The organism is Coleofasciculus chthonoplastes PCC 7420, assembly GCF_000155555.1.
GTDB classification, from domain to species: Bacteria; Cyanobacteriota; Cyanobacteriia; order Cyanobacteriales; family Coleofasciculaceae; genus Coleofasciculus; species Coleofasciculus chthonoplastes_A.
Genome location: NZ_DS989842.1, coordinates 70,501 through 86,509, shown reverse-complemented (window position 1 = coordinate 86,509; position 16,009 = coordinate 70,501). Strand labels below are relative to the sequence as shown.

Genomic DNA, 16,009 nt, shown 5'->3' with positions numbered 1-16,009 from the left:
TATCCATCTGACTATTTACTTCTTATCGATTCAGCTAAATCACGGAATAAATATGCGACCTACTCCCATCCAGTTTTCGATATCAAGTAAAATCTCAAGGATACGGTCAACACAACGATTTCGATAGGCTCGATCGGCTAAAAAGCGATCAGCATCTCCAATCGTCATCACAGGCAATGAATTTACTGTGTTTTCTTCCCTGAGAACTTGTTCCAGTGAATTTTCACCCTTCATGCTCCGATTAGCTGTCAGCAAAATCATTTGATTTGCCTGAGCGGTTCTCCAAACCACTTGATCGTTGCTGTCAATCGATAGATTTATTTCTTTGAAGCAAACAAAACGAATCGGAAGTAACTCCAACCAGCCTTGACTGGCAATATTACCTAATAGGATTTCTGCATGTCCCCCTAAATTGTGATCAATTAGAAAAATCATGCTTCTAGTTGATGTCTAGCTTTCTGCTGTTGGAGTTTTACCCAAAGAGTTTCTCGCCCTGGTTTTGGCGGCATTGTGGCAACACGAGCAGCATGCTCACGATTGCGCTCCTGCCAATACTGTCGATTTTCTTCAGCCTGTTTCAGAACAATTTGATACTCGGCTTCAACATCAGGGCGATTTGCCTCAATATAGGATAAGGCAGCGTTAATTTGCTCATCTGTAAGATCAAACAGCGCACGGATAAACGTTGGTGGATAGTGAGCCGTCAGGTAGTCCATCACGTCGTAGAGTGTGATGCGTGTACCCGAAATAGTTAATCCACGTTCTGTACGGATGATGTTTGGTTGCTGATTGTCCCCTGAAGCCATACCCGTAACCTTATGCAAAACTGACTCTATCGTATAGGAAAATGATGGGGTTAGCTATAGCTACTATAGTAGAAGCCGCGATATATCGGAAATTAGTATAAACCACTGTACATCCTGTTCAAGGGAATTTGGTTTGGGTAGATGCTTCGTTGCGGGAGAAAACTTATCACCCTGATTACTGGAGAGCCATTATTGAATAGTAACATTTGTGGAGTTTTAGATCAACAGTAATTTTCCTTTAACCGATCGGTAATGAACAAGTTCTAAATGTTAACTAGCAAAGCTAGACACTTTATCAAGCAAGCATTAATATTTTATAATAGCATACAAGGGAGTATCTACTGCTAAATTACCAATTCAGTACCTAAAATGGCTAGTGTTGTTTTTGAAGACGTCAGTAAAAAATTTGCTGATTTTATCGCAGTCAATGATTTAAACCTGACCATTGACGATGGTGAATTTCTCGTCTTTGTCGGTCCCTCTGGCTGCGGAAAAACCACCTCCCTGCGGATGCTGGCGGGACTTGAGGATATCAGCCAAGGCAGTATTTATATTGGCGATAAGCGAGTCAATGATGTTCCGCCCAAAGACCGGGATATTGCCATGGTTTTCCAATCTTACGCCCTGTATCCTCACATGTCTGTCTATGAAAATATGGCATTTAGCTTAGAGTTGCAAGGGAAGCGTAAAGGCGAAATTAAAACCCATGTTGAAAGTGCCGCCAAGCAATTAGGAATTGACCATTTACTATACCGCAAACCCAAAGAACTCTCCGGAGGACAACGCCAGCGAGTTGCGGTGGGTCGCGCTATTGTTCGCAATCCGGCTGTCTTTTTAATGGATGAACCTTTATCCAATTTAGATGCGAAATTACGGGTACAGGCGCGAGCAGAAATTAATAAATTGCATAACGAATTAGGCACTACGTTTATTTATGTCACCCATGATCAAGTGGAAGCGATGACCATGGGAAGTCGGATTGCAGTGATGAATCATGGCGTTTTGCAGCAAATTGATACCCCAGAAAAGCTGTATAATTATCCAAACAATGTCTTTGTCGCGGGGTTTATTGGCTCCCCGGCGATGAATTTTTTTGAAGCTAAACTAATCAGTAAAGAGGATAATTTATATGTAAAAACTGACTCATTTGAACTCCATATACCTCCAGACAAAGCCCTATTCTATCAACATTATTCAGGAGAAGAGGTGATCTTTGGCATTCGCCCAGAAAATATTCATGATCCTGACTATATTCCCCCAGATATTCGTCCAGCTTCTATCAAAGCGACAGTATCCGTTACGGAGATGATGGGGAATGAAATCATTGTCTATCTGACAACGCCAAGCAATCACGAATTTATCGCCAGAGTCGATCCGCGATCGCGCATGACTGTGGGACAATCAATTAGTGTGGCGTTTGATCGGTCTCAGTTTCACCTGTTTGACAAGCACAGCCAACAAACGATTACCTGATTTTCGGTTCCCTTGATATACCGTAGGGTGGGCATTGCCCACCAACATACCAGTAACAAACGATTACCTGATTTTCGGTTCCCTTAATATACCGTAGGGTGGGCATTGCCCACCAACATACCAGTCAGTACCATTCAGGTTAAATAGGTTTGCAATTTTTCGGCAAGTCGTTCAATTTGAGGTGACTGCAAAAAACTATTATGATATCCGGGAATCTCTTGAACGTCTAAACCTGCCCTAGCTAAATTGCTAAACATTTCATGGCTCAAGTTTCTTAACTCACTGGAAATAAAGAGATTAATTTTACCTGGATAAGCTTGGGGTATGTAATTATTCGTCGCTTGTCTAAACTGTTCCAGAACCTCGTTTGCTTTTAGCCGACGCGGTATGGGCGTGTCTAAACGTGAATATAATTTACTTAGAGCTTTTTTGAGATTCAATCGTATCCTCTCAATTAAACAAAATAATTTTCTTTGATATCTGATTTTCTGAAACAAATAACTTAATCCTAATTCACGCAAATTCTGATAGTGAAAATTGAACCCAACTTGCTCAATTCCCCATATCGCATCAATTAACCCTAAGAAATTTACCTGATCACATTGATCATAAAGTTGTTGAGCAATTTCAAAGGCTAAATAAGAATCATTACAATATGCCACTAAAGAATAAGGACCTTGAGGTTGAATTTGGCGCATGTCTTCGATAAACTTCTGAGCAATATCGTTTAGCGTAAATTGAGAAAAATTTTGTGTCAAATAGTCGATAACTTCAAAAATATTAACACAATAAACGGGTTGATCTTTGGGAAAATATGAGCTAAGCTTCCAGGCATAGTTGATCGAATTAACAAAAAATAAAGGCGGTTTATTTCCGTTGGGGTTAATTGTAACAACTGAGGATTCAGGAACAATCTCTTGTTTCGTCTGTAATATCTTAGCTAATTCTTCAATCGTTGGGGCTTCAAATACTGTCGTCACCGGAAGATCTTGACCTGTCTGTTGTTGAATTTTACTAAATAGTCGTAGTCCGAGCAAAGAATGCCCGCCTAATTCAAAGAAGTTATCACGAATACCAATAGGTTTAAGATGAAAAACAGTTTCCCAGATGTTCTGGAGTTGCCGTTCTAATTCATTGCGCGGTTCAACAAACTGATGTTTGCTGCCAGCAGTATTGGGTACAGATAACGCTTCGTCAGCACTTGGACTTGGTAATAGTTGACTTGCTTCAGCTTCCGTTAACAGAGGCAACTGTTTAATCTGTTGTTCGGGATGGGTAAGAATGTCCTGGAGTAATTGTTGAAAATGTCCAATCAAACGAGTAATTGTCTCATCGTTATACAGAGCCGTATTATATTCAATCGAGCATTGCAATCCTTGGGTTTTTGGCTCAACTAAAAAGACTAAATCACAAATCGCCGCTCCTTTATTGAACTTTTTCTCAGTAATTTTCAGTCCCGGCAATTCAAAATTATGCTGAGGAACATTGAGCAGGATGAAAACCACCTGAAACCAGGGATAATAACTGAGGTTTCGTTTATATTTAAAGTTAGATAACACTTTTTCAGCCGGAAAATCCAGATAGGTATAACCCTCTAATGATACCTTTTTGACCTGTGCCAGAAATTCGAGGAAAGACGGATTATTATGGGTATGAGTCCTTAACGGAATAATATTAGCAAAGCAACCAATTAAATTTTCTAAGCTGCTATGGTTTCGGCTAGCAATCGGAGAACCAATCACAATATCGTCTTCATGACTATAACAATGAAGCAAAATTTGGAACGCAGCGACTAGCACCATAAATAGGGTAGCACCCTGCCCTTGACTGAACGCCTCAATTTGGGTTCTGACGTCTTGGTTAATGTGAAAATATTGAATTGTTCCTTTATAGGTTTGTATCGCAGGACGAGGATGATCTGTGGGTAGGTTTAATAGGGGTAACGCCCCCGTGAGTTGATTCGTCCAATAGTTGAGGAGTGAGGTTTCCCTGTCTTCCTGGTGTTGTTGATGCCATAGGGTAAAATCACCATAGTTTACCGTCAATTCGGGCAAGTTTAATTGGCGTTCTTGGATTAAATTCGTATAGAATAGCGAAATTTCATTGAGCAATACGCTGAGTGACCAACCATCACTGATAATGTGATGACAAGTCATCATTAAAATAAAATCATCGGTTCGGAGTTGGAATAATTTAACCCGAATTAGCGGATCAGCTTGCAAATCAAAACAGTGGCTGGCTTCTTGATTAATTAACGTTTGAATATGTTGTTCTTCCTCGGCTTGACTCAACTGATTTGTGTTCACATCGACAACAGAGATTTTAATTGTGAGTTCAGGGAGAATGTGTTGTCTGGGTAATCCATTCACTACCGAAAAAATAGTGCGTAGAGATTCATGGCGTTTGATCACCTGGTTAATTGCTTTTTCCAATAGTGTAATATTCAGAGTCCCCTGAAGACGGAACACCATGGGTAAGTTGTAAATGGGGTGTTGTTTGGCTCGTTGTGCCAATAACCAGATTCTTTCTTGGTAAACCGTTAAGGGTAAATCATTCCCATGAGGAATCGCTTTTATCGGATTAATTTCGCTCACATTATCCTGGAGAGGGCGATGCGTCACATATTCGGCTAAACTGGCAATAGTTGCTGCAGAGGATTCACGGTTTTGCAGCATCACGGATACCGGAATATCCACGCCAAATGCATCTCGAACCCGAGACAAAATGCGAGTCGCTTGTAAAGAATTTCCGCCTAAATCAGTAAAGGTTTGATTAACTCCAACTTCAACGCCTAAAATTTCTTGCCAGATTGCCGCCATCCGATGTTCTGTTGGATTACAAGGCTTGACCAATTGGCGATTTAACCCTAAATTCTGATTAGGTGCTGGTAACGCTCGTCGATCTACCTTACCATTAATATTTAATGGGAATTGATCTAAAACAATAAAGGCTGATGGAATCATGTAACTGGGCAGTTTTTTGAGCAGAAAGGATTTGATTGGCTCCGGATTTAATTCCAGATGATTATCTTCGGGGACAAGATACGCCACTAAACGCTTATCCCCAGGTGTATCTTCCCTGGCTAAAACCACAACATTCCGCACATTCGGATAGTTCTGTAAAACTGCCTCAATTTCTGCTAATTCAACGCGAAATCCACGAATTTTAACTTGGAAATCAAATCGTCCTAAAAACTCAATTACGCCATCGTCTCGCCAACGAACTTTATCTCCTGTTTTATACAAACGAGCGTTCGGATCATGACTAAAGGGATTGGCAATAAACCGCTTTTGGGTTAAATCGGGTTGATTCAGATAACCCCGCGCTAATCCATCGCCGCCAATGTATAATTCTCCGGGATGACCAATGGGAACGGGTTGTAAATCAGGATTGAGAATATAGACTTGAGTATTGGCAATGGGACGCCCGATGGGAATAGAGGATTTAGTGGTGTCCTCAAGTGTAATTTGATGACAACAGGTAAAGGTGGTGTTTTCGGTGGGTCCGTACCCATTAATTAATTGACAATCGGGTAACTCGGTTAAAACTTTTTTAACATGGGGAATCGATAAAACATCACCGCCGGCTAAGAGTTGCTGCAAGGGTTTAAGGGCTTCTATCTGTTCCTCAACCATCAAATGAAATAAGCCAGCGGTTAACCATAAGGTGGTAATTTTATGGTGTTTGATAGCTGTACCAATGTCTTGCAACGATGGTATTTTTGCTGGCATTAAAACCAGTTTGCCGCCATTTAATAAAGCTCCCCAAATTTCAAAGGTTGCCGCATCAAAGGCGATAGACGCCAGTTGTAACACGACTTCATCGGCGCCAAAGTGGGCATAATTGGTATTTTTTACTAGCCGAACCACTCCGCGATGAGGTACACAAACGCCCTTGGGTTTACCGGTGGAACCGGATGTGTACATCACATAAGCTAAGTTGTTGCTATTAACGGTATGGGCTGGCGGAATAGGAGGAGAAGACGTTGTTGAATTGAAATAATCGTCCAGACATAGGAGATGAAGAGAGTCTGGAAGTTTTGGTAGAGAAGTTAATTTATTTTTTTGTGTAATTAAAATAGGGGCTTGGGCATCCTCTAAAATCGTGTTTAACCGCTGGGGTGGGGTGGACGTATCTAGGGGTAAATAAGCGCCACCCGCTTTGAGAATGGCTAAGATTGTAATAATTAATTCTGGAGAACGTTCTAAATAAAAGCTAACTAGGGTTTCTGTGGTTACGCCAAGACTTTGTAAATACTGGGCAAGTTGATTAGATTGTTGCTCAAGTTCCTGGTAGGTAAGCTGCTGATTCTGGTACGCGATCGCAATGGCATCAGGACTTTTTGCTGCTTGGCGTTGAAATAAGTCATGAATAGTAGAGGTGCGAGGATAGTCCGTTTGCGTATTTGTCCATTTTTGTAATAATTGATGTTGTTCAAATTCAGTTAAGCAGAGCAGCCCATCCATATTTAGTGAATTGAGATTATTTTAACGTTTGCGGCGACATCAGGGATACTCTAATCAATATCCCTCTTGATGTTTGGGTTAGGTGAGACAACGTGTTACCCTTGCCTCACCCCTGTCATCGGTTCAGGGGAAGCATTCCCTATCCCCTAGGAATTAGAAAATGAAGTGACTAGCAGACAAGCTATTGACATTAACATTTGCCATTTCCACCAAAGCTACCGGATCATAATCATCACCAAAACCATCTTGATCAACGCTGACAACTGCACCGTAGGAATTGGAGCCAAGTTGTACATAACCATCGCCGATCGCATCATTGCCGACATAGCCAATTGCATCAAGAACTTGACTCACATCAATGACATCAGCACCCAGTTCAAAGTCAGTAATTTTATCACGGCGATCGTTGAGACTGGTGAAGACAAATTTGTCGGCACCACCACCTCCGGTTAAAAGATCCCAGCTAGCATAACCCACCAGTGTCTCATCAGCATCCGTACCCACCAGTTCATCAACACCAGATGTTCCGGTAATTTCATCCGCTGCGGCTGCGTTCGTCGCTGCATCTGTATTGACCAACTTGATATAGTCAAATCGGGCATACTCATTGCCATCTTCCCACCCGAATAACTTGATGGTGTCACCGTTTTCGATGTGAACATCATTCCCCACTTGGCGGGTGACAAAGTTGTCAGGCGAAGCAACATGAGAGGCTAAGTCTTGGTCAAATGTCCAATAGTCTAGAACATCGCCACCAATTTTCACTTTGGCATCAGCTTGACCATCGTTTTCGTCGTAATAACCGACAATTACATCATAGGTTCCGGTTTCACCATCAAAGGTGGTACTGGCATAACCACTATGATCAGACAGCTTAATCAGTTCGCCACCAGAAGCGAAGTCCTCATGCTCAGTTTGGTAATCATTTAGGTGCATATCCTCAGCTTCAATCAGGATATGTGCTGATGTGGAAGCGGTATCAGTAGGATTCACGTAGCCACTGGTATCACTGTCGCTGACGGTATCGGCTTGAACTGTCGCCACATTTTGATATTCCCCAAAACTGGTTTCGGTGACGGAAACATCCAGTTTCTTCAGCTTAAAGGAGTCATTGCTGCCGTGGGTGTAGGCAGAAATCACTACCGTATCACCCGTTAATCCAGCATCATTAAAGTCAGCCCAGCGATCGCGTCCATGATGGGTAAAGTTATTTTCCTTGGTGAAGCTATCCAACAGGCTGTCATTTAAGTGTGAGATATCCGCACCATTGCGATCGCCGATCCAGATGGACATATCACTATCCCAGCCGACATAATCCAGGAAGGCTTTGTCTACGGTGACATCTTGGTCGAATTCAAACAGGATGTAATCGGTACTTCCGCTATTATCTACGCGATGAGACGATGTCCCTTCATCACGGTTCGTCACACCTAAGCCACCACTGTATGCACCTAAATACGCATTTTTCCAGGTTCCTGATTTCTGACTAAAGGCGCTGACATCAACCGAAACCCCATCTTTGGTGAAGGTACGGACATTGCCATTGGCACCATCCAAGCTACTCGAACCCGTTAAGAGGAATCGGATGTCAGAAGTCGTCGAACTCGAAAGATCTTGTGCCGTTTGTGTGCCAGAGGAGTAGAGCCAGGTTTCACCGGGGCTGAGGATACCATCTGAGCCAACATCGGTGAAATCCACCAGGGTGGGAGTAAAGTCATCGCTGGTATCACCCGGCGTGCCATTGTCATCGCTGACAATCACGTCACTGGTAGAGAAGCCCACATTTCCCGTATTGGTGACTTCGTAGGTAAAGGTGACATTGGTACCGGCGGCAATTTCCGGCAGGTTACTCAAATCTGCCACATCAATCCCATTGACGAACTTCTCAATATCAATGCTGGGATTGGGAGTAGGATTCACATAGCCACTGATGTCACTGTCGCTGACAGTACCCGCCTGTACCGTCGCCACATTTTGATACTCCCCAGCCGTGGTTTCAGTCACGGAAACATCCAGTTTCTTCAGCTTAAAGGAGTCATTGCTGCCATGGGTGTAGGCAGAAATCACTACCGTATCACCCGTTAATCCGGCATCATTGAAATCAGCCCAGCGATCGCCTCCATGATTGGTAAAGTTATTTTCCTTAGTGAAGCCATCCAACAGGCTGTCACTTAATTGTGAAATATCCGCACCATCGCGATCGCCGATCCAGATGGACATATCGCTATCCCAGCCGACATAATCCAGGAAGGCTTTGTCTACGGTGACATCTTGGTCGAATTCAAACAGGATGTAATCGGTACTCCCGCTATTATCCACGCGGTGATTCAATGTCCATTCATCACGGTTCGTCACACCTAAGCCACCACTGTATGCACCTAAATACGCATCGTTCCAGGTTCCCCATTTCTGACTAAAGGCGCTGACATCAACCGAAACCCCATCTTGAGTGAAGGTACGGACATTGCCATTGGCACCATCCAAGCTACTCGAACCCGTTAAGAGGAATCGGATGTCAGAAGTCGTCGAACTTGACAGATCTTGTGCTGCTTCAGTTGCTGAGGAGTAAACCCAGGTTTCACCCGGGCTGAGGATGCCATCTGAGCCAACATCTGTGGACAGATCGAGGGTAGGAGTAAAGTCATCACTGGTATCACCCACCGTACCATTGTCATCGCTGACAATCACTTCACTGGTAGAGAAGCCCACATTCCCCGTATTGGTGACTGCGTAGGTAAACGTGACATCTTCACCGGCGGCAATTTCCGGCAGATTATTCAAATCCGTCACATCTATCTCATTGACAAACTTCTCAATATCAATACCGGGATTCGGGATCAGCAATCCGGCATCCAATGTGTCGTTAATCTCACCTGACTCTAACGTTACCGTTTGAGTCATGCCATTGCTGGGATTGGCATCACTATCGAGGCTATCATCGCTACCCGCATCTTGTGGGCTAAATATATAGCCATTGGGGGCGACAAACATGACTTTATACTCACCCGGAGTTAAGCCAGTGAATGAGTATTCTCCATTGGCATCCGTTGTCGTTGTAATTGGGTTGCCATTACCATCGAGAACCGCTGTGCCATCCGGATTCTGGAGTTTGACGGTAACGTCTTGAATACCACTTTCACCAGCATCTTGTAAGCCATTCCCGTTGCTGTCTTCAAAAACTTTATCTCCTAAAGATGCCAATTGATAAAATCCGGAGTCAATCGTGGGGTCATTTTCCCCAGGCGCGAGACTGACAATATCAGAGATTAAACCATCACTGTCAACCGTATCATCGCCCCCTTGGTTAGCGGGACTGACTTCATAGTCGTCGGGTTGTTCAAATTGAACCTGGTACTCACCCGCCATGACGGAAAATTCATAATTGCCGTTAGCATCGGTGGTGGTGGTTTCAACGACTTCACTCTCTTCAAATACACCGTCACCATCGATGTCGGCGAATAAATTGACAGTAACGCCAGCAATTCCCGCTTCACCAGCATCCTGAATCCCATCGGCATCACTGTCTAACCAAACCCTATCCCCTAATTTGGATAATTCTACTTCAGCGATAACAATTTGTTTATCCGGTAAACAATCCCCATCGGTATCTGGAACCAGGATGAGTCCGAATTTGCCAACGACTTGTTCGCCAAATATGGTTGTATAGTCGTATTCGGGAACAAAGCCTTCACCATTGCTTTGAGCCAGATCCAGAATTTCATCGACTCGCGCTTGTTCCCAAGCACCTAAACTACCGCCACCATTTGACTGTTGGTCATCAATTAACTCCCAGATGGCTCGTTGAATATCCCCTGAGGTATAGGTGCCATTTCCGGTTGATGCTTCTCCTTCAAAGCCTTGATTGAGAATCCAGTTGACTAGATCTAAATTTTCCGGCTTTTCGATTAAACCGGGTCCAATGAGTTCATCAGGTAAGGGTTCACCACTGGAGTAGACTTTCGCTGTGTAATCTACATTTCGATTAATCGGGCGATCGGTATCTAGGCAATAGCCATCAAAGGTCATTCCCTCAAAGGGATTATCGGTTCCGGGGACATCTTTGATGGTGATATCTAAATAACTAGAATCCGGATCACTACCCGCGTCAAGCTGAACGCTAAACGTCAGCATTCCAGGTAAAGCGGCTTTGAACGAGGGCGGGTGATAAAATCCGGCATCAACGGTGGTGTCATTTTCCCCTGGCGCTAAAGTCACGACATCAGAGATTAAACCATCGCTGTCAACGGTATCATCGCCACCTTGGTTGGTGGGAGAGAGGAGTTTATTATCGGGTTGTTCAAATTGAACCTTGTAGTCACCCGCAATGGTTGTAAATTCATAATTACCGTTGGCATCGGTGGTGGTGGTGTCCACAACTTCCCCATCTTCAATTACACCATCACCATCAACATCGGTTAATAGGTTGACGGTAACGCCAGCCATTCCGGCTTCGTTCGCATCCTGAATTCCATCCGCATCACAGTCTGACCAAACTTTATCGCCGATTTTGGAGAGTTCCACTTCAGCGATAACGATTTGGCTATCCGGTAAACCATCATCATTGCTATCTGGAACCAGAATGACTCCCATTTTGCCAACGACTTGTTCGCCAAATATCGTGGTGTAGTCGTATTCGGGAACAAATCCTTCACCATTACTTTGAGCCAGAGCCAGAATTTCATCGACTCGCGCTTGCTCCCAAGCACCTAAAGTCCCGCCACCACTTGACTGTTGGTCATCCAGTAATGACCAGACGGCTCGTTGAATATCCCCTGAAGTATAGGTGCCATTCCCGGTTGATGCTTGTCCTTCAAAACCTTGATTGAGAATCCAGTTGACCTGATCGAAATTTTCCGGCTTTTCGATTAAACCCGTTCCGAGCAGTTCGTCGGGTAATGTCTCATAGCTAGAATAAACTTTAGCTGTATAGTCTATATTTGGGCGAATTCCCCGGTCGGTATCGATACAATACCCATCAAAAGTCATTCCCTCAAGTACGTTTTCTGTACCGGGGGAATCTTTGATGGTGATATCCACATAACTGGCATCCGGATCACTACCCGCGTCGAGTTGAATGCTAAATGTCAGCTCATTGGGTAGAGCGGCGCTGAGAGATGAGTAGATGTTAGATTCCGGCATAGGACTAGACGAAAAAACTCATTGATGTACCTTATGAAAATACTATACACAGAAAAAAACCAGGAATTAATACTTCATCAACACTTTAAAAACCCGCCCAATCTTCATCGAAATTTTACAAGTAACCTGTTGACGAAGAAATAAGGCTGAATTATACTACAGCAAAATTAAAGAGGACTTGCTGAAAACTTGTTGTGGTGAGGGGAAGATGGGGGAAATGGGAAAGCTGGGGAAGATGAGGGAGATAGGGTAGAGAATTGACATAAGACCAATGACAAATGACGAATGACAACAATTAAGACTTGCCACTCCCCATCAAATACAGCAGCGCCATGCGTACCGCTACACCACTGGTAACCTGTTGAGAAATTAAACTGAATTCCGGATCATCCATTAACTCGGAACTAATTTCCACGCCGCGATTGACGGGTCCGGGGTGAAGGATTTTGACTCCAGGATGGCAAAGTTTTAAGCGATCGCGTGTAATCCCATACCGCTGATGATATTCTCGCAAACTAGGCAGTAGATGGGCGGTCATGCGTTCTTTTTGCAGCCGTAGGGTCATGACAAAATCGGCATCTTTGAGCGCCGGTTCAACCTCCCAATGTAAGAATAGCCGCCGATTGGGGATTGAGGGTTGGGAAAAATTCTCTTTTTTCTCCCCCGCTCCAGACGTGCCATGGCTCGTCTCTACAAGCTCTCCCGTTCCCTGGACATACTCAGCAAACTCTTGGGGGACTAATGTCGGTGGACCGGCTAAATGAACCTCAGCACCACTGGCGGTGAGACTCCAAATATTAGAACGAGCAACCCGTGAATGGACGATATCGCCGACAATGGCAATTTTTTTGTCTGCCAAGAGTTTTAGGCGAGGATACTCAAAGTCTAATAGGGAGGTAATGGTAAATAAATCCAGCAACGCCTGAGAGGGATGTTCATGTTGACCATCTCCCGCATTTAAAATACCGACATTCGTTTCCAGGCGATCCATTTCCTGGGCGATCGCATGGGGGACTCCTGCTTCTCGATGGCGAATCACCATCATATCAGCTCCCATGGCTAAATAGGTTTTGGCGGTGTCGAGAATGGTTTCTCCTTTGGTCAAGGATGAGGTTCCTGGTGCAAAGTTGAGGGTATCCGCACTCAATCGTTTAGCGGCGAGTTCAAAACTACTGCGGGTGCGGGTTGAGGGTTCAAAAAACATATTCGCCACCACCTGACCTTGCAAAGCCGGGACTTTTTTGGTACGCCGAGAGAGAACTTCCCGACAGCTAGCGGCGGTTTGTAAGAGGGTATCGTATTCAGACGATGTAAAATCTTCCAGGGAAAGGACATGGCGGCGAGTCCAAGTGGCAGTAGCCATAAGAATAAGAATGCAAAATGGATAGAGAGGGGCTAATCGTTACTATAGTCTTCATCCCCCTCCGACGACAAATAAATAAATAGGGGCTGCTGAATCGGTGTTGTGGTGGGGTTAGAGAGCAGGGGAAGCTGGGGGAGCTGGGGAAGCTGGGGAAGATGGGGAAGCTGGGGAAGCTGGGGAAGCCGGGGGAGCAGGGGAAGATGGGGGAGCAGGGGAAGATGGGGAAGCTGGGGGAGATGGGGAAGCTGGGGGAGATGGGGAAGCTGGGGGAGCGAGTATGACAAATGACGAATGACGAATGACGTAGCTTGCTTCTCGCGACAGCGAGTTCTCCACCGTTAACTTTAATTGTCCCCACCTACTTCCTTAAACCTTTCTTTTGAGGGACGTTAGTTCGCTTAATTATCTCTAATAATGTTATTGGAAAAGAAAATTCTAAAATTAGATGAACCCAGCCGTCGTCCTTTCACCACCCCAAACTATCTTCTGTTGCAGGTAAATGGGGAATTAATCCGGGTATTGAATCTGTCTTGTCTACGGTTAAGGTTCATCACTGCGATAAACGAACAGTGAGGTATTCTGATGGAAACCCTAGCCTATACCCATTTCTCCGCCCAAGCCGATGATAAGATTCCCCAGTCCCAGTTCAGTGCTGATGGGTCTGTTTTCGAGTCAGAGGTTGACTGGAAACCACCGAGTTTAGCCTGGATTCGGGGATTGGCGTTAGCGATCGCACTGTCTTCCTTAAGCGTAACCAGTAGCGCTTGGGCGGCGGTGGTTGATACGAATGGTAGTCCCCTAAATGTGCGATCGGGTCCCGGTTTAGGGTATGGCGTGGTTAGCACTCTTGCCAATGGCACTACCATTAATCTCAGTGGTCTTGATGCCGATGGCTGGTCTCAACTCAGCAATGGCAACTGGGTCGCTTCTCGCTGGGTACAAGGTGAGAATGGTGGTAGTACTGTTCCATCCTCCGCTGTCTTGCGCCCTGGTAGTACGGGGACAGCGGTAACCAATCTGCAAAATCGATTACAAGAGGTTGGGGTTTATAACGGACCCGTCACTGGCTATTATGGTCGCCTCACTGAAGCGGCTGTGAGAACGGTTCAGGCGTCTGAGGGATTGACGCCGGATGGGATTGCGGGATCGACGACGTTAACCGCCTTATATGGAGAGGATGGGGATGGGGGAGGTGCGACTCCGGTGACGAATACCGCCGTGGTTAACACCAATAACAATCCCCTCAACGTGCGATCGGGTCCCGGTTTGGGGTATCGTGTGGTGGGTACGGTAGCCGATAACCGAACAGTTAGCCTCAGTGGTCGTAATGTTAGTGGCTGGTCTCAACTGGCGAATGGCAACTGGGTTTCCTCTCGCTGGATTGTCGGTGAAGGAGGCGGTGCAACTCCAGCAAGGGATACCGCCGTGGTGACGACGAATGGGAGTCCCTTGAATGTGCGATCGGGTCCCGGTTTAGGGTATCGGGTGGTGGATACTGTAGCCGATGGCGCTGCGATTACCACGGATCAGACGGCGGGGAACTGGGTACGACTGGCGAATGGTGGCTGGGTGTTTTCGGGGTGGGTAGCGACGTAAGGTCATTCGTCATTCGTCATTTGTCATTCGTCATTGTTAAAATCCAATCAGTTAGCTGGGTTGGATGGCTATGATGAATCCTGTTTCTCTATTGTTTACGTTGTGCCGATCGCGTTTGATATTCGTTCTTTTCGCCCTGCTTGTCTGTAGTGGCGTTCCCTCTCAAGCGCAATCTGAACCGGATAATCCCTCCCCTGCATCTGAGATGCGATCGCAACCTGATGTGATTACCCAGCAATTAATCGGAGAATGGCAAGCCACTGATCCGGCGTCTGGGGAATCAATCCAGTTAATTTTTGCCTCTGATAACCAATTATTTTTTATCTTACCCGCTCAAGATGGGTCGGCTGTGGCAATCCCAGTCGAGTATCAAATTCAGACGGCGACTCAACCGATGCACCTGGATATGGCACTCACACCGGATGAAATCGCCTTAACTATTTTTGAGTTAACCCCAGAGGGGAAGCTGCGCTTAGAATTTAAAGATGTTACGCCGGGACAACCTCGACCCACGGCGTTTAGTGATACGGCGTTACTCTTGGCAAAGACATCGGATGATACCACCGTACCCGAAGATATTTCTGTGATTGAGTTGGAAACCAGCGCCAACCGATCCAGCCAAGCGATTCCGATGCAGTATATCAGCCTCTTAAATCGCGCCCAGCAGGTGTATTATCTCGAAAATCGTCAATTTGCCAATACCCTCGAACAGCTAGAAATTGCCACAAATCTAGAAACGTCCTTATATACATACCAAATCATGCCATCAGGCGATCGCGCTGAGAGTGTCGCGATTACGGCATATCCCAAAGATGAGGGACTTCCCAGCTATATTGGTGCAGTATTTGTCACTACCGTTGATGGGTTTGAGACAACCGTCTCTGGAATTTGTCAGAGTGAACAACCCGCTACCTCACCGCCGCCAATGCCAATTCCACCTTCAGCCGATTCCACAGAGATTCAATGTCCCGCTGGATCTCGTCTGTTGCCGTAAGTTGGGTACAAGCATAAAAGAGTAAAAATAATCTGTGTAGGGGCTCACTTTCACGACTATCTTTTCAGTTGCACCCAAATGTGACTAAACCCGCCCCGCGCTTCAATGGTACTATTCGTTGAGAATTTTATGCCATTACTATAGAAAAATGTCATCGCTAACTTCTGTTTGT

General features: G+C 45.1%; 9 protein-coding genes. 3 read left to right on the top strand and 6 right to left on the bottom strand.

What is annotated here, in order from left to right:
- Positions 1 to 39: 39 nt before the first annotated feature.
- The gene (locus MC7420_RS02465) at positions 40 to 435 is read right to left on the bottom strand and encodes a hypothetical protein (protein ID WP_006098618.1); all 396 of its coding nucleotides are present in this window, start codon (positions 433 to 435) and stop codon (positions 40 to 42) included.
- On the bottom strand, positions 432 to 806 hold the full coding sequence (locus MC7420_RS02460; protein WP_044204615.1) for a DUF433 domain-containing protein: 375 nt from the start codon (positions 804 to 806) through the stop codon (positions 432 to 434). Before MC7420_RS02460 ends, MC7420_RS02465 begins: the two co-directional genes overlap by 4 nt.
- Before the next feature lie 369 nt (positions 807 to 1,175).
- Here MC7420_RS02460 and MC7420_RS02455 point away from each other — a divergent pair, with 369 nt between their 5' ends.
- Entirely contained in the window at positions 1,176 to 2,279 is a 1,104-nt protein-coding gene (locus MC7420_RS02455) for an ABC transporter ATP-binding protein (RefSeq protein WP_006098588.1), read from the top strand.
- A 134-nt stretch (positions 2,280 to 2,413) separates the two neighbouring features.
- Here MC7420_RS02455 and MC7420_RS02450 read toward each other — a convergent pair whose 3' ends face one another.
- The 4 genes from MC7420_RS02450 to MC7420_RS42215 all read right to left on the bottom strand — a co-directional run bounded on the left by MC7420_RS02450 (position 2,414) and on the right by MC7420_RS42215 (position 13,531).
- Positions 2,414 to 6,745 (bottom strand): non-ribosomal peptide synthetase, encoded by a 4,332-nt coding sequence (locus MC7420_RS02450; protein WP_006098734.1) that lies wholly within the window; start codon positions 6,743 to 6,745, stop codon positions 2,414 to 2,416.
- A gap of 153 nt (positions 6,746 to 6,898) precedes the next feature.
- Positions 6,899 to 11,884, bottom strand: a complete 4,986-nt coding sequence (locus tag MC7420_RS02445; protein ID WP_006098746.1) for an SdrD B-like domain-containing protein — start codon at positions 11,882 to 11,884, stop codon at positions 6,899 to 6,901.
- Positions 11,885 to 12,179: 295 nt separating this feature from the next.
- Entirely contained in the window at positions 12,180 to 13,247 is a 1,068-nt protein-coding gene (locus tag MC7420_RS02440) for an aspartate carbamoyltransferase catalytic subunit (protein ID WP_044204612.1), read from the bottom strand.
- Between the two features lie 32 nt (positions 13,248 to 13,279).
- On the bottom strand, positions 13,280 to 13,531 hold the full coding sequence (locus MC7420_RS42215) for a hypothetical protein (protein WP_157452998.1): 252 nt from the start codon (positions 13,529 to 13,531) through the stop codon (positions 13,280 to 13,282).
- 298 nt (positions 13,532 to 13,829) lie between these two features.
- On the opposite strand from MC7420_RS42215, the gene MC7420_RS34780 reads away from it, so the two are divergent.
- Together MC7420_RS34780 and MC7420_RS34775 are read left to right on the top strand one after the other, a co-directional pair.
- A complete protein-coding gene (locus tag MC7420_RS34780; RefSeq protein ID WP_006098733.1) occupies positions 13,830 to 14,843 on the top strand; it encodes an SH3 domain-containing protein in 1,014 nt (337 codons plus the stop codon).
- 70 nt (positions 14,844 to 14,913) lie between these two features.
- Entirely contained in the window at positions 14,914 to 15,837 is a 924-nt protein-coding gene (locus MC7420_RS34775; RefSeq protein WP_198016356.1) for a type IV pilin-like G/H family protein, read from the top strand.
- The last annotated feature ends 172 nt before the right edge of the window (positions 15,838 to 16,009 follow it).